The sequence below is a fragment of the Niabella sp. ZPM-14 genome (assembly GCF_055693045.2).
The window spans coordinates 4,453,917-4,473,741 of the sequence record NZ_CM181148.1; the positions used below are offsets into that span (position 1 = coordinate 4,453,917).

The window sequence follows — 19,825 nt, forward strand, 5'->3', positions numbered from 1 at the left end:
CATGTATTGTTTTAGCGCACCCATTACCGGGTTGTCGTCGTGGCGGTCAGCATGCGACCATTTACTTTCAGCTGAACCTGTTGCCGGGCAGGGGCGTACAAGCGGTAGCGCGTCACTTTGCCGTCTTTCCATTCCATATCCACCGTGATATTGTTTCGCGCTTTCACACCTTTCACCGATCCGGCTTTCTTCCAGATGGCAGGGATCGCGGGCAACAGATCAATATATCCATCGTGGCTTTGCAGCAACATTTCGATGATCGCCGCAGCCGCTCCGAAATTACCATCGATCTGGAAGGGAGGCCCGGCAGAAAGCATGTTGGGGTATACGCCTCCGCCTGCACCATAATTGATGTCCGTCTTCAGGGTCGGCCGCAGTGCTTCTTTCAGCAATTTAAAGGTCCGCTCACCATCGTGCAGGCGCGCCCAGAAAAGTTGCTTGTGGGTAATGGCCCAGCTGGGACCGTCATCACCTCTTACTTCCAGGGTTTTCCGTGCGGCTTCTACCAGCTCGGGCGTTTTGGTGGGCGTGATCAATGATCCCGGATACAATCCCCACAAGTGCGATATATGGCGGTGTTGCGGGTCAGTCTCTTTATACTCTTCCAGCCACTCCATAATCCTGCCATCACTGGCTATGCGCCCGGCCGGCGGCAGCTGCTGCAATTGTTCCTTCAACTGTTTCCTGAACGCTATGTCTACACCGAGGACTTCAGACGCTTCGATTACATGCGTAAAAAGTTCCCGTGTGATCTGGTTGTCAATGGTAGGCCCCATGCAAACATTCACATGCCTGCCGTTTAAAAAGAAAGAGTTTTCAGGCGATACGGAAGGGGCGGTCACCAGCCACTGAGTCTTCGGATCACGCACCAGGGCATCGCTGTAGAACTGTGCAGAGCCTTTTAACACGGGGTAGATGTCTTTTAGGTAGTTGCGGTCTTTGGTGTAGGCATAATGCGCCCAAAGATTGTCGCAAAGCCAGCCGGAGCCGGAGTTGGCGATGCCCCAGGATGCACTTTCGCCGGGCTCGGTAAAGCCCCAGATATTCGTGATCACATGGGCGATCCAGCCGTTGGCGTTGTAGTAGGCCTTTGCCGTCTTCTGTCCGTTGGGCACCAGTCCTTTGACCAGTTCGGCTAACGGAAGATTGAGCTCTGAAAGGTTGGCCGATTCCAGGTGCCAGTGGTTCATTTCGACGTTAATGTCCAGGTGATAGTCACCGTTCCACGGCGTCTGTACCTGGTTGGCCCAAAGTCCCTGCAGGTTAGGCGGCAACAGTCCTACGCGGGTGCTGCTGATGCTGAGGTAGCGGCCGTATTGCAGGTGCAGCGCGGGCAGCGCGTTATCGTCCTGCGGATTTTTATAAAACAGATCCAGTCTTTCATCCGTGGGGAGTCCGCTGTTTTTCCCGGTGCCCAGGTCTACCTGGAAGCGATTGAATAATCGCTGAAAGCGGCTAATATGTGTTTTTTTCTCCACCTCGTAAGCATTGCTCATGCCTTTACGAAGCAGCTCTACCACGTTCTTTTCAAAGCCTGTGCCCGGCTGTTTGTAGCTGGTGCCCATGGAGATATAGAGATAAACCGTCGTTGCGTTTTTTACGGATAGTTCTTTGTTGCCGGTGCTCACAGTGCCACCTCCGGACAGCTTTGCAGAAACGGCCGCCATGTATTGCATGCCTTTTCCATCGGTCCCGTTATCCAGTTGCCCCCGCATCTCGATCGTACCGTTTTTAGCTTCGGTTTCGAAGCGTTCAGGTCTTGATAAAGAAAGCGTAAAGTTGAGCGCGCCGGGCTTGCTGCTGGTAAGTTTGATGATGCCGACATCCGTACCAAAGCTCGTAAAGTATTCCCTGGAATAGGTCACGCCATTCACCGTGAAAGAAGTGCTGGCAACCGCCTGGTTCAGGTCGAGCGTTCGCCGGTAGGCCGTAGGCGCCGGCGTGGCGCCCGCATACTTGTATTGGATATCGAGATTGCCCAACACCTGGAAGCAGCCCCATTGCTTACCGCCCGAGCCGGGTCCTTTGCAGATGAAATGTTGATTGATCAGATCCTGGGCTTGATCATTTTTCCCGGCGATGAGCAGTTGTCGTATCTGCGGCAGGTATTGATGTGCTTCGTAATTATTTGCGTCTTGTTCAGAACCTGACCATAAGGTAATATCATTTAACACGACAGTTTCTTTTGAAACCCCTCCATCAGGCATCATGCCCAAACGGCCATTGCCCAGCGGTAATGTGGCCTCCCAGGCGGCTGCGGGTTCATCATACCATAACTGGAGCGGAGCGCGTGATTGTCCCGGGGCTGCCTGAGCCAGCCATACACTTAAAATAATAATACCGATTCTTTTTCCTGTCATTATATACAACCTGTTTTAACTGCTAAAATATTGGATGATAGAAGCGCTGCCGCCGCTGATGCCAGCGACAGTGCGTGGTATACATCATTGTTTATTCACGATTCCAGAAAGTGACCTGCGTCAGGTTGCTGTACCTGGATTCTCCGCTGGCCACTTTTTTGATCAGAAGCCTGATATACCGCACGGCAGGCGGATTGGCGATCAGGGCGGATTTGAGTGGAGCCTTGCCATCATCGGCGCGGTTGACCGATTGAAGCAGGGTCCATCCACTGGCCGCCATCTGCGTTTTCCAGTTCGGATCGTTGCCTTCTACGTTCGGTACCGAAGGACTGTTGGAACCCCAGATCTCATACTCGATGGGGTTGTGGCAACAGTCGCGGCCGATCAGCTCCACATGCGATAAATGGCTGTAGGTCGCGCCCATATCAAAGCTCAGGGGATAAGGTAAGGTTTTGGCATCGTTGCTGTGGAAGCAATCCTGCCAGCCTTGCGGCGCCGTGGCTCCGTCAAACAATTGCCATAAAGAGGTCCAGTAAGAGTTATCCCAGGGCTGTCCGTCACCGTATAAAGATAAGGGGCTGAACTTGCTTTTGTCGCAGACTACGTAGCGATAAATGGCCGGGAAGTCGTCAGCAGCCGTGGTCATGAAAGTATCGGCCGCGGTTGACTCCGGTTTATAAGTTGAGCGGTAGGTGATGGCAGATCCGGCCTTGTAGTTGGAGATCGTTATCTCCCCGGCATCCCGCAGCAGCACCTTTTGTTCGGTGGTGTTCGAGGTGTTCGTGTAAGTGATGATCGTTGCGATATTGCTGGAGTCTGCTTTAGCGAAGTTGAGTGTCAGCACGCCATCATCCCCGTACACATAAGGATTAGCTGTGTTGATGTTCCTGTTCAGCAGCGTATTCCGGTAAGCGTTGCCATAGACTCTCACGTTGTTGATCTCCTGGCCGATAGACCGATTGCCCTTGTCATCGTAAGAACGGACGGTAAAGGAATACACGTATTCGCTGAGGTTGGGTACCACTACGCTGACGGTGTCCTCGGGATTGTGAGAGGTTGCGGGTACCACAATCGAATCGCGGTTGCCGTTCCAGGTAACCACGTATTTCACGATGCTCGGGTCGGGGCTCGGGTTCCAGATCAATACCGTTCTCAGGTTGCCTGCCCGGTAGGACAGGTTTTTAGTGAGGCCGGGGTACACGGATTCTTTGCCGTCAAAATATTTGAGGTAATCGTTATCATACCTTTTACAACTGATGGCAATCACGATGAGCAGGCATATTTTGAAAAAACTTTGATATTTCATGTCAATCAGTTTAAATAATTATTGAGGGCTTCCGTATAAGGTGATCTCCATTGCATTGGTGTATTGTACACCGCCCCAGGTCTGGTTCACGACAAAGCGGATAAACCGGGTGGAGATGGCGTCAATAGGCACATTGAAGTCGACACCGTCTGCCATGAATTGCAGGTCCTGGCTGTTGGCCTGGTTGGGTGGCAATCCGGAAGGAGGGTTAGGATAGGTGAAGGTGCCCATGCTGGTCCAGTCGCCACGGGTCTCTCCAAAGACGGCGGCGTTAGGCAGCGCAATATCTGTGGGGTTGGTTTTATCAGATCCCCAGATAGTAAATACTTTAGGATTCTGATACCCGAAACCCGCGCTCAGCCTGAGATACAGCCGGAAGCGGCTCAGCTTGGCCTGTACGCCCAGTCCCCAGGTTGCTTGCGTTACAGGCGCGGTAAGCGTGTGCCATCCGGGGTCGGTGGTCTTTCCGTCGAAGAAATAGCGCAGGTCCCAGCCATAGCCGATAGGCGCATCGCTGGGCAACCGGTACTCGTAGTACTTGGTGTAATCGAGCGCTGTTTCGAACAGCGGTGTGAGTGTCTTGAACACGGTATCGGATTTGTTACCGAACTGATCCGTGGTGTATACACCAAACTGCGTGGAAGTGGCTTCAAAACCTCTTACAGAAAAATTGATGTTTTGGGTAGATACATTCACCGGATCCCGTTCCTCAAAGCGATTGGTGGCGGTGTTGAAGAAGACGATGTGCATGGACAGCGGCGCCCGGTAGGTATTAGGCCCGCTGATATTCACACCACCAAAATCGGGCGTCAGCTCAAGCTGGCTGTTGACCAGCTCAAACTTGGGCGTCAGCGGATTGATCTTTACCTTAACCGGGTCGGATTTGATTTCCGCACGGCTAACCGTATACAACGTGACCTCGTATTCTTTACTTTCTGCGAAGCCATCCACTTTCAACGTGTCCGTGTAGTAGCTGGCCTTTGTCTGCCGCGGCTTGTTGTCGCTGATCTCGTATTCGCCGAGTACGTACAGGAGGTTGGCCGAGTTGGGAAGCGTATAGATTATGTTCGCACCGCCATTGAAGTTCTCGACCCTGATGTTGGTCACGGGATCGGGCTTCGTTGGGTCGGTGGACACCGGCTCGTTGACGGAAGCGGATTTCTGGCAGGCCGACAAGCCGAAGACCAGCAACAGGCTTAGGAAGGCCGGTATATAGATGGAATGTTTTGTGTACATAAACTTTCTTTTTAGCAATTATTACCAATAGGGGTTTTGGGTTAAGTTGTTATTGACGATAATAGCGTCGGTCTTGATCGGCCAGAGATAATTCTTTTGTCCAAACACCGGGATGAGTACGGTTTTGGGCTGGTAATAATTTACCGGGGTTTCTTCATATACGTTCCATCCCTGCAGCGGTCTGCTCAGTACGTCCTGCAGCTCTTTCCATCTCCGCAGATCCCATCCGCTCTGCGCTTCAAAGCAAAGCTCGATCCTTCTTTCCTGGTGGATGATCTGGCGCAGTCCTTCTTTGGTCAGTGGTTTGCCCGGGTTGCGGGAGTGTTGCTGCCACGATTCTACCACGCCGTTAAGTCCTGCTCTTTCGCGCACCCGGTCAATGTATTCATAGACCGTGGCAGAAGGTCCGCTGGCCTCGTTGAGCGTTTCGGCATACAGCAGGTAGAGTGCGGCGAGCCGGATGACCGCCATGCGATAGTTCTCGGTCTGAAAGGTCTCATCATACACCGTCAGGTAGTTGGCCAGCTTCTTGGGCCAGTAACCGGTGATGTTGGTGGAGCCGATGCTTTTCGGGCCTGCCAATGCTGTTGGCCCGCGACCCTGCACGTGACGGGCAGTAGAGGCGTCGTTCACGCCGTTGCCCTGCCAGATGCCGCCATCAAAGCCCAGGCTGGCATAGAACCTCGGTTCGCGGTTAAAGTTGAGCTTCGCAGTTTCGTAGCCTAATTTGATATGATCCTTGTGGGCATCGTCGCCGGCCTGTGTGCTATACCGGTTGGTATAATCAAATGCCGGGTCTTCATTGATCGGCACGCCATTCATGGAATAGAACAGGTCGGTCGTGGCGATCGGTACGGAAAAACTGGCCGGGTTGGAGTTGGCGCTCGCTACTGATTTGTCGGTCATGCGGGGGATCACATAATTCTGGTAGTTGAAGCCATAGTTGATGGCCCAGATGACTTCCAGGTTGTTTTCCCATTTTTCAGTGACCACGGTTTGCAATTTCATTTCCAACCGCTGTTTGTCAGTCAGGTTGTTCAGACCACCGGTGGGTATGAAATTGTTATGGAGCTGGATACCCACGCTCTCAGCTTCTTCAATAGCGGCCAGCGCAGCATTGGCGGCGGTTTCCCATTTAGAGGCATCGTAAGATTGTGTGAACAGGTTTCTGCCGTCTTTGTCTTTGAAGCCCGCATATTCGGGATTGCCATTGAATAAAGGACTGGCGCGGGTAGCGAGGATCTCGGCTTTGAAAGACATAGCAATCACCTTCGTGATCCTGCCCAGTTCCTGCGCACGGTTCTGTATCGACGGAGGCAGGCCGGGAATCGCTTCGTCCAGCAGTGCCAGCACATAATCAAAGGATTCATCAAGCGTGGCCCTTTTGATCTTGGCCTCTTCAGCAGAAGCGTTGATCGGCAGGTTTTCCTTGATCAATGGAATGGGGCCATACATCCGCAACAGGATATAATGATAATAGGCTTTCAGGAATTTAGTTTCTGCTACCCACCGGCTCTTGGTCTGTGCATCCAGGTCGATTGGCTTGTCGATATTTTCCAGCATGATATTGCATCTCCTGATTGCCTGGTACATCGGTTCTGCACCGCCTTCTCCATCCCAGTAATTGATCAGCGGATTGGACGGTGTCTGAAGTCCTTTGATCAGGCTGAAGCTGGCTTCGTTCAGGGCGCCAAACCCGTTGGGGTCGGTAGGGTAGAGGATCTCTGCTGCCAGGGTGAACCCAGGATTGACAATGACGTTGTATTGCCGCTGCATGGTAGAGTAACACGCGAACAGGTAGTTCTCTGCTTCGTTTTTATTTCTGAATGCATAGTCGAGCGTGCCTACATTATCCGGAACGATGTCGAGATATTTTTTGCAGGACGCGTAGGAAACGATGAGGGTTCCGGCCAGTAGCCAGGCAGTGATTTGTTTTATATATTTCTCCGGGCTCATGATTATAAGTTTAGATTGATACCAATGTTGTACACTTTTTGAATCGGGTAGGCAAAGCCGTTGCCACCTTGTTCGGGATCCCAGGTTTTAAAGGCGCTCCACGTAAACAGGTTCAGACCGTTCAGGTAGATGCGCGCATTGGAGATCCAGGCTTTTTTAGTAAAGCTCACCGGCAGGGTGTAGCCCAGCTCGACCGATTTGACTCTGAGGAAAGCTCCGTTTCTCAGCCACCAGGTACTGTTCTGGAGGTTGTTCTCGATCACGTTCCTGCTGGTGCCCAGCCTTGGATAAGTGGCGTATGTGTTTTGATTGGCTTCGGTCCAGTGATCATCAGCAAATTCCCGGATCACCTGCGTATTGCCATAGATGTAAGGATCAGGGCTCTGGATGAAGGGGCTCACGCGTTGCGGATCCACGAAGAATGACACCCGTGCTTGTCCCTGGAAGAAAGCGGAGAGATCGAAGCCTTTGTAGCCGCTGGAAATACCAAACCCGTATACGATCTCAGGTACCGTAGGATAACCGATAAAGGTCTGATCGAGGTAGTCTATCCGCCCGTCTTCATTGAGGTCTTTATACTTGATGTCGCCACCCTGGGGTAACCTGCCGTTGGTGCTGAAGCTTTGAATGGGTGCATTGGCGGCTTCAATATCATCTACGAACAATCTTTCTGCCAGGTAACCCCAATAACGGTTGATGGGCTGGCCCACCTGGTATCTCCAGGGTTCATTATAGCTGGGCTCTTCCTTCTTCGTGTACTTGTTGGTAGAATACGTAAAGTTGGCGCGCGATTGCAGCCACAAGCCGCTGTTGAAATTCTGCTTGTAGTCGAGCGACAGGTCTACACCCTGCGACTCCACTTCTCCGAGGTTGGCGCTGATCTGCGATTCCAGGCCCATAGTGGACGGAACGCTGGCGCGTGCCTGCAGGATATTGTAGCGGTGATTCTTATAATACTCGGCTATGAAATTGAAGTTTTTGAACAACGTGAACTCCGCCGCGAAGTTGGTCTGCCTGGACGTTTCCCATGTTACATCGAGGTTTTCGTAGTTCCGGATCACCACGCCTTTGCGTTCATATTGGTTGTTGGTCCCGAACTGTGCGTAGTTGTTCCCGTCATTCAACACTACATCAGACAGGTAATAAAAGCGTTGGCTGCCAATGGCGTCGTTCCCGACCAATCCATGACTGGCTCTTAATTTCAACCGGGTCAGCACTTCAGAGATGCCACCGTTCCAGAATTTTTCGTTGGACACGACCCATGAAGCACCAATGGTAGGAAAGAAGCCATACCGGTGATTGGCGGAGAACCGCTCGGAACCATTGTAACCGAAATTACCTTCTACGAAATACTTGCGGGCAAATGAATACGTGAGCCGGCCCGCCAGGCCGAAGTTGCGGTAAGGCAGCGACTTTTGCAGCGGGCTGTTGTTGGACGACCCGATGAAATAGTCAGCATCGGAATAGATGCTCTGCTGCCGGGTGGCAATGGCCGTACTGCTGATGGTGTGCTCGCCGAAGGACCGGTTGTATTCGAGGTTACCCTGCAGGTACACAAACGTATTGGTCTTCGGCTCGTCGCGGCTGTATTGCAAATACTCTGTTGCCACGTTGTTACCCACTGGCTGCGGGTTGAGCCAGACCAGCGAATATTCGTTCGACGTTTTGTCGTAAGTCGCGATGTTGTAATAAAAAGGCGAATAGGCATTCTGAGATGCGAAGAAAGAATACCGGTTCGTGTTAAAGATCCCGCGGAATCTCAACCCCTTGGTGATGAAATCAAAATTCTGGTTGACTTCAAACTGCGCGGAAATGCGGGATTCCGAAGAGTTCTTGTGTCCGCGAAGCAAGGCCGCATAAGGGTTATTGTATTGTATACTGTTATTGGAAATACCTGCATCGCCGATGCCTACGTTTCCGAAAAGGATATGCTGGGTATTGGCGTTGGCGGCATCGGGCTCATAAAATGCAGGGAACAGCACCGGGCTGGTATGCACGGCAATATTATATAAGTCAGAGGCGAAGGAGCCGTCTGTCGTGATCGGTCCGTTATACTCGCTGAAATTGCCGGACAGGCGAACGATCATCTCCGTGGAACTGGTCAGGTTGATGTTGACGTTCGACCGCAGCTGATAGTTTTGAAATTTGACGTTGTTATCATTGTTGTTCCGGATATCTGTTTTCAGTACACCATTGTCAATATTGTAAGAACCCGCTACATAGTATTTGGCTACTTTTCCGCCTCCATTGATGCTGAGATTGTTCCGCTGTGTGGTAGCGCGTTTTTTAAAGAGCAGGTCGAGCCAGTCGACCGCAGGATACACATAAGGATTGCTGCCGGGCACGCCGTTCATGGCGTCGATGGTATTCTGAATTTTAGTAGGAGTGAAGGGCGTGGCTGAACTTGGGTCCCTGGTCAGGGTAGCTTCGTTGAAGAGTTGCATGTACTTGATCGGGTCTACGAGCTGCAAGGTCTGCGTGGCCTGAGACGAAGAATATTCAGATCTGAAATTCACTTTGGCTTTCCCTTCTCTGCCTTCTTTGGTACTTACCAGGATCACACCGTTAGCGCCCCGTGCGCCATACAGAGCAGTGGCGCTTGCATCTTTTAAAATGGAGAAGCTCGCGATATCATCCACCTGCAGGCGGGCCAGGTCATTAGCCGTCAGCTCTACGTTATCGATCAGGATCAGCGGATCCTGTTTGTACCCGAAGGTGGTAACACCGCGTATGAAAAAGGAAGCGTTGTCCTGCCCCGGCTGTCCGCTTCGCTGGTAGGCAATCATACCCGCAATTTGTCCGGCCATGGCCGTAGTGAGGTTGCTGGCCGGTATCTTCAGCTCTTCCGGCTGAATACTGGTCACGGAGCCTACCAGGGCTTCTTTCCGTTCTTTGCGACCAAACGCCGTTACTACCACGACATCTCCGGCATCTACTATCGCCGGCGTCATGATGATCTCCAGTTCGGGCATGGGGTCGGTAACCAGTACCTTCTGATCCTGGTAGCCGACAAAGGAAAAGCGCAGCGAGTCACCGGCTGCTGCTTCCAGAATAAAACGGCCGTTCTTATCAGAAGAAGTACCGATCTTTTCTTTGTTGATGGCCGTGACACTCACGCCGTCCATCAGGCGTCCGCTCGTGTCACGAATGGTTCCGATCACGGCAACTGATTGTGCCTGCGCGGCACCAAACAGCAGTAAAAAGAGCAATGACAGGAAGAGCGGGCGCAGCAGATGCCTTTCTTCCACGCGAGAAAAACAACACAATCGTTTAATCATTTTAAGCAATTAAAAAGTAAGGTAATGAGATCTCTCAAACGGGCTGTACAAGTAATCGTTAATCTATACTATTCTATACTATTCCAAAAGTAACAGAATTTTCGAAACCACCAAAAAAAATTTGGTTACTGCTAAGGTAGATGGGGGAGTGGTCAGGATCAATAGACGTTTTTATGAAAACCCTGCACAAAATGACGCAACCGGAATGGACCTTTGCGAGCCTGGCACATCAGGTTTTTGCCAATCCGATGGGCGAAAACAGTACGAACATACCCACCATCATGATCAGCAGCAGCGCATAATAGACGTAGCGGCCGCGCCAGGGTTCAATATTGATCTTCGAGCGTATGTCGATCTGGAATTTTGTTTTCATGGGACGGAAATACCCGATCACCAGCATCAAGAGTGCAGTGACGAGGAACAGGATGCCTAATACATGCAGGTAATGAAAAGGGACGGGATACACAAACTGCGTAAGGACATAGGCTGTGACAAAAAATAATAACCCGGCTTTGGCCGCAACGGGCGGCACTTTGCGCGTTAGTAATCCCATGATCATGATCGTGAATACGGGCACGCTAAAGTAGCTGGATACTTTCTGCAGATAGCTATAAAATCCGCCGCTGAAAAACATAATATAGGGCGACACCAGAATGGCGGCTGCGGTAACGATCACCTGGAACCTGCGTCCTTTTTTGACAAGATTGCGGTCGTCCGGCGAGGTTCCTTTTGCCTGCAGGTAGGGCTTGTAAATATTCATGGTGAAGAGCGTGCCGATGCTGTTCAGTCCGGCGTTGAACGTACTCAGTGCTCCCCCGAAAACAATGGCGGCGATAAACCCTGCCATCACCGGGGGCAGGGTGCCGCTGACCATTTTTGGAAAGACTCCTGTGGTATTTTCAATACCCGGATATAACTGAAGCGCGATCAATCCCGGCACGTTTAACAACAGCGGCGCGATCAGCTTGCCCACGCAGGCCAGTGAAATGCCTTTCTGGCTTTCGGCCAGGTTTTTTGCGCCCAGGGCTTCCTGTACAATATACTGTTCCATGCCCCAGTAATAAATGTTGATCAGCAGCATGCCGGTAAACAGCGTACCGAAGGGGATTGGTGCCTGCGCATCTCCGATCGCATTCAGATGATCTTTGTTATGTGCAAGCAGCCGTGTACCGCCCGCTACCACGCTGCCATCGCCGAGGTAGCGGAGACCGAGCCAGATGATCAATACAGCACCGGCTACCATGCCCACACCCTGAACAATATCATTGATGGTAATGGCTTTGAGCCCGCCAAACACTGCATAAACGCACCCTGTGGCGCCGATAAACACCACGAGTATCCGGATGGAGGTGAAATAGCTGATGCCCAGTTTTTCATCCAATTGAAAGATCCCATTGATGGCAACGGCGCAACCATACAAAACAGAGGGCACTAAATTGACGATATAGCTGAGCAGGAAGATAATGGACACCATGCGCTGCGTCTGCCGGTCAAAGCGGATGCCCAGGAAATCGGGCGTCGTCATGGCGCCGATCTTGAGATAGACCGGCATCAGGAATTCTGAAACAATGATCATAGCAAGGATGGAGCTCATGCCCCAGCACATGACAGACATGTTGGTGGTGTAGACAAATTCATTTTCCCCGATGAACTGGTTGGCGCTCATGTTGGTGAGAAAAAGGGAACACCCGATCATCCAGAAGTTGAGGCTCCGGCTGCCCAGGTAATGACCGACGGTTGTCTTGCTTTGTTTCCTGGTTGTATACACCGATATCCCGGCGGCAATAGCCAGCAAGAGAAAAAAGCTGATAAACATAGCAGTTGTATAAAAGTTATAGAGAGCCTCTTCTGATCAGGACCGTAGGAATGATCTCCTGTATTTTTTTGCGATCGAGCACAAACCCGGCAGCTTTGCGGGCCATGGTCTCAAAGCTGGTAGAGTAGGTGGTAATGCCATCCAGGATGATCTCCTTTACGATCTCATCATTATGCGAGAGTATGCCGACATCTGTACCTAACTGATAGTGCTTGGATTTGGCATCTTTGATCATCATCCACAATTCTGCGTTATTAATCGTAAAATACACATTTCCCGCTTCTAAGGAGCCATTGCAATATTCGGGCAGTATGGCGTGTTTGATCTTGAAGTCAGTAACGAACTTCTGGAACGCTTCGAGTATCTCAACGGGCGTATCTGCATTGGGGCGATGATAGTAGATCATCTTCCTGAACTTTTTGATAGCAGGCGCCAGCTGTGCGAAAGCGGCATAAGAAGACTGGAAGAATTCCTGCGTGATGTAGGAAAAATCTCCTTTGACAGGGACGTGCCGGTCGATCATCAGGAACTTATCCATCGGCAGGGTTTTGAGGATAGCTCCCGATTTTTTATGAGGGATGGGCGCTACCACGTACATACCGTATTTACCCCTGACGCGTTCGATAATGCTTTCGAATACTTCGATATTATTGTGGTGAAAGAAAATATCAATATGTGTTTGCTTACCCAATTGGTCGCGGAAGGTTTTATAAAAAACTTCCTGGAAGGTATCAAAAGCAAATATGATCAGTGCTACCCGCAACTGGTTTCTCGTATTCTCGCGGGCGAGGAAAAAGCCAATGCGGTTCTTGGATTCGACAATACCCCGGCTGATCAACTCCTTATATCCTTTGGCCACGGTTTCCCTGGCGAAGCCCAGTTCGCCGATGAGGTTATTCACAGAGGGCAGCATATCGCCTTTGATGATGGATTTATCGTCAACCGCATTGATGAAACCCTGGACGAATTGCTCATGTTTGGACAATCCATGCACATGCTCCATATTCCGGATATGATCATATACCTTTTGCATAGCAATAGTTGTTCGCAAATAAACAACAATTCTTTGGTTTCAAAATAAAAATTATCCTATCCTATTCTAATAGGATAGCCAGGTTTATTATATTGCATCATATTGTCCAGCAGACACGCCAGATCATCTAGGTCCTATTCATTCATTTGTATCACCTTAGTGACGCGTGTGTTGACAACCCTCAACGATTACTTGACCCAATGATATCTACAGCATGAAATACCTGATCTTTCTTCTGTTCCTGGCCGCGATGCCAGGCGTTTCTACCGCCCAGCATATCCGGAAGACCCAACCTGGTTTATTGGTGACGTCACAGTTTTATACCCTTTCTTTCAATGAGCGGTCGGGTACCATCGACTATAGTTTTTCCGACGGCAGCTTTATAAAAGGCGCAACAGGTGTGTTGAGAGACCTGCAGGGGAACACTTATCATTGCAAACAATTCAACACGCATTCGATAAAGGTAGAACCCTTTGCAGACGCCATCGGTAAAGGAAAGAAGATCCTCTTTTTACATGAGCAGCAGGGCATGCCGGTTCGGCTACAACAAGCTGTTCACCTGTATGAGCTACAACCCTTCTTTCTCGTTAATATGTCGGCCATTGCTACATCGGGAACAGAGCTGGAAGCCAATTATATCAGCCCTTTGAACGTCGAAGCACAGGGCGGAAGCGCAGTGAAGGTGGCGGGCCATGCGCCACGCGTTTTGGATGTTCCTTTCGATAACGACAACTGGACGAAGTTACTGACCGCCGGTTGGATGAACCCACAGGAGCGGTCCGGGACGGGCTACAACTTCACAGCTTTGTATGATGAGCAGCAGCTCTCAGGCCTCGTGATCGGTGCGGTAACCCATGATTTCTGGAAAACCGGCATCCGGTATGCATTATCCGGGCAGACAGGAAGAATAGATACATTGACCGTGTTCGGCGGGGCTGCTACACCTGATAACGGCCAGTTGCCACCCGAGTTTGGCGGGAATGACGGCACGCATGACGTGGTGCCGCACGGCGCTATGAAAGGCAGCAGCATTTCCTCGCCGCTGCTGTTCCTGTGCGGATTAAAAAACCGGCATGAGGCATTCCGGGCTTACGGCGCCGTCAATAAAAAATTAAATGGTTTCCTGCAGTGGAAGGAGCATGCACCTTTTTACTGGAACAGCTTCGGCGTTGAGGGGGTGCTCGGTTATGAAAAGCGCATGATGCCTGAAGGCGTCTATAAAATATCAGATCACCTGGCTTCGCTGGAACATTTTTCGAAAGGCAAAAAAGTCTACTTAAGTATTGACTCGTATGACCAGGGTATTTATTCAAAAGAAGTGCTGAGCGCTATCAGGACCTACGGCGCTCAAAAGGGCCAGGAGCTGGGCTTTTACTTTATTCCGTTTGCGGTATGGACCTGGAAGTCCTCTGTCGATAAGGACAAGCTGCAATACACGGATGCTTTTATCAGGGACGTGACTTTGAAAGATGCGAATGGCGCTACCATCGTTTATAAAGACGGCGAATTCGGCGCATTCCCGCTGGATCCTACGCACCCGGCTACGCGCCAGCGGATCATCGGTGAGCTGCAAAAAGCAAAAGCAATCGGCGCCCGCTTTTTGAAGATCGATTTCCTCACAGCAGGTGCCCTGGAATCTACCCGGCGCTATGATAAAAGGATCCGTTCGGGTTTGCAGGGTTATCAGTATGGAATGAAGATGCTGAAAGGGCTGATCGATTCTATACTCGGCCCGGACGTGTTCATCACGCAGGCTATTTCACCGGCTTTCCCCAACCAGTATGCCCATACCCGCTTTCTTTCTACCGATGTGTATTCCCATTTGAGAAACGATCAGAAAGGGTTTCCTCATTACGGCAGCACCGCTGCTTCAATGATCACGTCTTCCCACCTGGGCTGGATGCAAGGCACTTTGTGGCCATTCACCAATATGGATATCGCCGTGATGCAACATTTCCAAAAGAACAAGGATATCAGTGAGCAGGATGTAAAAGTAAGATTGGTGACGATGATCGTGATGGGCAGCATCCTGGGAGATGGATCCGATTTAAGAGACTCAATAGCAGCAGCGAGAGCCAGGACATTTTTAAACAACCCTTTTGTAACCCAATATTTCCGGGATCCTGCAGCGTTTACGCCATTGAAAGTGTCGGATGGACTTACGGAAGATCAGCAACAATGCTTTTATCAAACGGGGGCTGTGCCCTACGCAGCTGCTCTGAACTTCTGCAGGGATAAGCCTTTTCAATATACCTTCCAAAGAGCGACCCTACAATTGGGTAAAGGCGCTTATAGTATCCGTGACTTTTTTACCGATCAACCGATCGGATCGATGAGCGCAGCGGAAGCGTCGTTCGAGCTCCATGTAGCTCCAAAAGATGCGCTGCTGGTGCGTTTGGTGAAAGTGCAATAGCCGCTTATCATCACCGCAGACGAAGCGAAGCCGAGCGGTTTCAGGTGGAGAAATCCGTTTGCAGAGGAGACGAATCATATGAAAGCAGGCGTGCATCTACCTTGTGCAAGTGATTCATGTAAGGCCAAAATGAAGTACTTTTAGTATTCTACGATACATTACCGCATTGACTATGGCTGAAAAAAAACAGGAAGGCGCTATTCAAAAGAAAGAGGGGTTTAAAGGACAGAAAGCGATTGTGCTGCCGCGGCAGGTGATCACGGTTTGCCAGGCGCAGCAACTTTTATCCAGTCTCTACATTACAGACATTGGTTATTATCCCCGCGCGAAATACCATTACCGGGAGCGGGACCAGGGGTCGGATCAGCATATACTGATCTATTGCACGGGCGGCAAAGGCTGGATTACCGTGGCAGACAAAACAGTGGATATCAAAGAAGGGGAGTACCTCGTGATCCCTAAACACCTTCGTCATCGGTATGGCGCGGACGAGCAGTTGCCCTGGTCTATTTACTGGGCACATTTTAATGGCGAAGCGTCGGATCGTTTTGTAGAACTGCTGCTGAAGCAAAGCACGGATCACGTGGGCTATGCCGCTTACAATGAAAAACGAACCGTGTTGTTTGATGATATTTATCAAACCTTAGAATCCGGCTATAGTATCGATCACTTGTATTACTGCAATATGATCTTCTCCAGTTACCTGGGCACGTTTTGTTTTCCGCAATTTTTAAATCCGCCTTACAAGGAAGAAAAAAATAAGATCGACATTGTGATCGAATATATGCAAGAACATATTATGTCTTCCGTATCACTGAAAGACCTGGCCTCGCTGGTTTTTATGTCGCCGTCTCATTTTTCAGCCATGTTCAAAAACAAAACCGGTCACCCGCCCCTGGAATATTTTAACCACCTGAAGATCCAGAAAGCCTGCCAGTACCTGGAATTTACGGCCATGCCCATTAAGGAATTATCCTTTGAGCTGGGCATGGAAGACCCGTTTTATTTTTCCCGTTTGTTCCGGAAATATATGGGCGAGTCGCCGCTTAGCTACAGAAAGCGAAAGCGCTTCCTATAACTCAACCGGAGCCGTCTTTATAGCATGGATCGTTGCGCCCACATGCGCGGGATCCAGTGCTTTTACCTTTTCAAAACAGGCGTGCGCTTCGGCTTCCTGCCGGAGTCCGGCATAGCCGAGCCCCATCAGGTAGTAACAATGGATCTTGTTCCTCGTATTCAGATCGTCATCAAATATCATCAGGTCGGGTAAGGACACGGCAAAAAAGTCGATCGTGATATCATCCTGCTCATGTGCAATGCCGTATTGTATGAGTTTCTCAAATTTTTGTTGTGCGGCCGTTGCTTCACCCAGCTTTTGAAGTGCTAATCCCTGGTAGAAGATGGTGTCTGGCTGCTGGTCGTTGTAATAAATAGCCGGAGTCGGTTCATCCAGTCCCACGGCTGCTTTGTTCCAGTACGACACAGCAAGATCTGGTTCGCCTTTTTGTTCATGAGCACACCCGAGCCAGTAAAAAATATCATTCTCCTGTGCGCCAAAGATCTTGCCTTCGCCTAGGTTGTCGGGATAGGTTTGTGCTTGTGTCAACAGGTCTATTGCCTGTTCCGTCCCGCCTTTTTCAAGTGCGGCCTTCGCTTGCTCGATCAAGGTAATCTTGTATTGAGCTGAGACCTTACCTTCCCCACCTTCCCACGGATGAAAATGGTGCGAGAGCAGCAGGCGATAAGCCGCTGCTGCTTTCCCGATTACAGTATGTAAGCCGATGTATTCAATAAAAAGATCATCCCGTTCGCGCACGAGTTGCGGATGTTGGTGCAATAACTCCAGGCGCGCTTCAGGCGACACTTTAAAGCGTTTTCTTAACTGGTCGAGCTCCAGTAACACACGCGCGTCCGAGGGGTTGGCCTGAAATGCTTTCTCATACAGTTCGAGCGCTTCTTCCTTCTTATCGAATTTATTGAAGTAAGCGATTCCGAGGTTGCGCAGCGCAGTAGCAAATCCGCTGTTGATCGACAACGCCTGTTCCCAGGCCTTGCGCGCATCGGCATACATTCGCTTGGCGTAATAAAAGTTGCCGAGGTAGTACCAGGCTTTATAATCCTGTTGACGATGTGACGCAGCAGCGGCCAGCACTTTAATATCTTCAATGCGATTGGGGAAGGCCTTCAGGTTATGATCGAAAGCTTTTTCAAAATAAAGGGTAGCCTGGTCCGCATCACCATGCTGCAAAGCAAAATATCCTTTATAATACAGGAAGAGCGCATCCGGATAATCTCCGTTCAGGTGGACAAAATTCAATGCTTCCTGGTAGGCGCCTGCGCTTGCATACTGGTTGGCTATCTCTATATAGGTGCTGCTTCTTTGTTGTATGGTGCGCTGGATACGGTTTTCCAAAGCATCGGCTTCATCTTTCCGGTCTTGCAGGCGATAGCATAGGGACAGCTCATACATGGATGCAAAATCAAAAGGATCGATAGCGAGCGTCTGAAGGCAAAGCTCAATGGCTTCGGCAAGTTGGCCGAGTTGGCGGAGCCCCATTGCTTTGAGATGCCTGGCTTTGAGCCCGTGGTAATTTTTAAGCATGGATTGTTCAGACAGTCTTACCACATCTTTCCAGTTTTTCCGGACGGCGCTGATATAAGCCGCCTGCAGGTAAGCGACATCCTGCTGTGCCGCGCTCCACGCGCTTTTCATGAACCAATTGAATGCTTCTTCGTACTGCTCCTGGTATTGCAGGCACAAGCCCAGATTGTACAGGGGTTCGCTGTCGCAGGGATTAGGGTTGTGCCGGGTGACGGTCTCCTGCGCTTTCCGGAGATAGACCTCCGCCTGTGAGAAAGCGCCCCGTCTCAGTAACCACAAGCCTTTTGCATTATTGCACCGGATATCATCAGGTGATCTTTTCAATGCTTCATCATAATAATCAAGCGGCGAATAGGTAGCGTGGCGGTACTGCTCCAGGTGCTGGCCCGCCAGGAACAAGCCTTCTACCGTCTCAATGTTTGCGGGCAATGGGACTGGTGACGCCGGATCGGGCAGCGGCTGATCTTGAGCACTGACGGGAGTGTAAGACACCAGCAGCTTTCCTGCTTCATCTTCCACATGCAGGCTCAACTGGCTGTCCGCTGCTATCAGTGGTATTGAATGATGAAAGGTAGTCGTGGGAGAGAGGTGAGCGATCTCGCGGAAGACCAGCTCGTCCGACGAGTATAACTTGATCTGTACTTGCCGGGAGGCCGTGCTGTACACTTGTATATTAACAACACCATCCTTGTTCTCCAGATTAACGAGCGCGTCAACAGAGGCATTTTTAATATAGCCGATATTTTTATAGGGCATGAAATACTGCCTGAACGTCCTTGATTCATTGGGCATGATCCAACCGAAGTCCGGTTGATTGTCTGTATAAACACCGCACATTAGTTCGAAATAAGGTCCGTCTTCGTCGGTCAGTTGTTTGTCCCAGGCTTTCCCAAAGTCGCCGCAACCCCAGGTCCATTGCTTTTTCCCGGGACTGACATGATGATCTGCGATATGCATCAGTCCTGCTTTTTTCTGATGATGGTATCCACCGACGAAATCAAACTGGCTGTTCACGGCCATATAAGAAGTGGGAACCGGAATATTGGTGTACACTGATATGTCTGTGCCCGGCGAATAGTCCACTTTATAGTAAGTGCCGGTTGCGATGGGGAAGGAGCTCACATCTCTTTTGCCATGATCAAACACCGCGTGAACATCAGGTGGAAACACACTTTGGTAATGCTCATCCACATGAACGGCCGGATTGGCCCACCACAGAAAGGTCTGCGGGAAGGGTGTCCGGTTGTATATTTTAGCTTCCAGTTCGATGTAGGCTTTGTCGGGATGGAGTGTGAAACCGAGCGCACATTTGGTGCCGAACATGATCTCATATTCGTTGACCCAAACGGTTTTGCTGCCGTCGTTGTTTTCCGCAATGTAATAATCTGTCACATCAAAGGTAGTCGGCCGGTGATGTTGTGGCCAGTTGAATTCAATGCCTCCGCTGATCCAGGGCCCGGTGAGGCCGACCAGCGCCGGTTTGATCACCTGGTTGTAGTACACAAAATGATAGTCATTGGTTTTGTCAACAGCCATCTGGATCCGTCCACCTAACTCAGGTAATATGAGTATTTTCAGGTAATCGTTTTCCAGGTACAACCCCGTCCATTCCTTGTTATCTTTTTCATCATACACTTTATCGATCACCTTGTACGGATATACCACGCCGCTGCTTCCCTGGTACACCCGTTTTTCAAGAAACATAGGATTGTCGTCAGGTTGTCCGATCTTGTAGGTGGGAATAGTTACTTTTTCTTCCCAGGCTTTTACTTGCATATGAGTTGGTATTGGAATTGAAATGATCTAGTGACAGCCGTGCAGGCTT

The 19,825-nt window shown here is 50.3% G+C and carries 10 protein-coding genes; 2 read left to right on the forward strand and 8 right to left on the reverse strand.

Translation table 11 applies throughout. The features are described 5' to 3' along the window. Positions 1-23: 23 nt before the first annotated feature. The 7 genes from ACU37H_RS18965 to ACU37H_RS18995 form a co-directional block, all read right to left on the reverse strand. Positions 24-2,360, reverse strand: a complete 2,337-nt coding sequence (locus ACU37H_RS18965; RefSeq protein WP_472706073.1) for a glycoside hydrolase family 95 protein — start codon at positions 2,358-2,360, stop codon at positions 24-26. 91 nt (positions 2,361-2,451) lie between these two features. Next, positions 2,452-3,666, reverse strand: coding sequence for a DUF4998 domain-containing protein (locus tag ACU37H_RS18970; protein WP_472706075.1), 1,215 nt, complete (start codon positions 3,664-3,666; stop codon positions 2,452-2,454). An 18-nt stretch (positions 3,667-3,684) separates the two neighbouring features. Beyond that, a complete protein-coding gene (locus tag ACU37H_RS18975; RefSeq protein WP_472706077.1) occupies positions 3,685-4,902 on the reverse strand; it encodes a DUF4959 domain-containing protein in 1,218 nt (405 codons plus the stop codon). A 21-nt stretch (positions 4,903-4,923) separates the two neighbouring features. Next, positions 4,924-6,858, reverse strand: coding sequence for a RagB/SusD family nutrient uptake outer membrane protein (locus tag ACU37H_RS18980; RefSeq protein WP_472706079.1), 1,935 nt, complete (start codon positions 6,856-6,858; stop codon positions 4,924-4,926). A 2-nt stretch (positions 6,859-6,860) separates the two neighbouring features. Next, positions 6,861-10,136 carry a SusC/RagA family TonB-linked outer membrane protein gene (locus ACU37H_RS18985; protein ID WP_472706081.1) on the reverse strand — a complete coding sequence of 1,092 codons (3,276 nt, stop codon included), beginning with the start codon at positions 10,134-10,136 and terminating at the stop codon, positions 6,861-6,863. Between the two features lie 229 nt (positions 10,137-10,365). Then, positions 10,366-11,952: a solute:sodium symporter family transporter gene (locus ACU37H_RS18990; protein WP_472706082.1), complete on the reverse strand. Its 1,587-nt coding sequence runs from the start codon at positions 11,950-11,952 to the stop codon at positions 10,366-10,368. A gap of 16 nt (positions 11,953-11,968) precedes the next feature. Then, positions 11,969-12,985, reverse strand: coding sequence for a GntR family transcriptional regulator (locus ACU37H_RS18995; RefSeq protein WP_472706084.1), 1,017 nt, complete (start codon positions 12,983-12,985; stop codon positions 11,969-11,971). Positions 12,986-13,199: 214 nt separating this feature from the next. Here ACU37H_RS18995 and ACU37H_RS19000 point away from each other — a divergent pair, with 214 nt between their 5' ends. Then, positions 13,200-15,398, forward strand: a complete 2,199-nt coding sequence (locus ACU37H_RS19000) for an alpha-amylase family protein (protein ID WP_472706086.1) — start codon at positions 13,200-13,202, stop codon at positions 15,396-15,398. 172 nt (positions 15,399-15,570) lie between these two features. Next, positions 15,571-16,476 (forward strand): AraC family transcriptional regulator, encoded by a 906-nt coding sequence (locus tag ACU37H_RS19005; protein ID WP_472706088.1) that lies wholly within the window; start codon positions 15,571-15,573, stop codon positions 16,474-16,476. On the opposite strand, the gene ACU37H_RS19010 is transcribed toward ACU37H_RS19005, so the two are convergent. Beyond that, the gene (locus tag ACU37H_RS19010) at positions 16,471-19,776 is read right to left on the reverse strand and encodes a DUF5107 domain-containing protein (protein WP_472706090.1); all 3,306 of its coding nucleotides are present in this window, start codon (positions 19,774-19,776) and stop codon (positions 16,471-16,473) included. The two genes, ACU37H_RS19005 and ACU37H_RS19010, sit on opposite strands and share 6 nt — an antisense overlap. Positions 19,777-19,825 lie beyond the last annotated feature (49 nt).

Bases quoted from the DNA above. Each gene is read 5' to 3' on its own strand.
- ACU37H_RS18965 (WP_472706073.1), bottom strand. From the start codon at position 2,360: ATGACAGGAAAAAGAATCGGTATTATTATTTTAAGTGTATGGCTGGCT.
- ACU37H_RS19010 (WP_472706090.1), bottom strand. From the start codon at position 19,776: ATGCAAGTAAAAGCCTGGGAAGAAAAAGTAACTATTCCCACCTACAAG.
- ACU37H_RS19005 (WP_472706088.1), top strand. From the start codon at position 15,571: ATGGCTGAAAAAAAACAGGAAGGCGCTATTCAAAAGAAAGAGGGGTTT.
- ACU37H_RS18995 (WP_472706084.1), bottom strand. From the start codon at position 12,985: ATGCAAAAGGTATATGATCATATCCGGAATATGGAGCATGTGCATGGA.
- ACU37H_RS18990 (WP_472706082.1), bottom strand. From the start codon at position 11,952: ATGTTTATCAGCTTTTTTCTCTTGCTGGCTATTGCCGCCGGGATATCG.
- ACU37H_RS18980 (WP_472706079.1), bottom strand. From the start codon at position 6,858: ATGAGCCCGGAGAAATATATAAAACAAATCACTGCCTGGCTACTGGCC.
- ACU37H_RS18975 (WP_472706077.1), bottom strand. From the start codon at position 4,902: ATGTACACAAAACATTCCATCTATATACCGGCCTTCCTAAGCCTGTTG.
- ACU37H_RS18970 (WP_472706075.1), bottom strand. From the start codon at position 3,666: ATGAAATATCAAAGTTTTTTCAAAATATGCCTGCTCATCGTGATTGCC.
- ACU37H_RS18985 (WP_472706081.1), bottom strand. From the start codon at position 10,136: ATGATTAAACGATTGTGTTGTTTTTCTCGCGTGGAAGAAAGGCATCTG.
- ACU37H_RS19000 (WP_472706086.1), top strand. From the start codon at position 13,200: ATGAAATACCTGATCTTTCTTCTGTTCCTGGCCGCGATGCCAGGCGTT.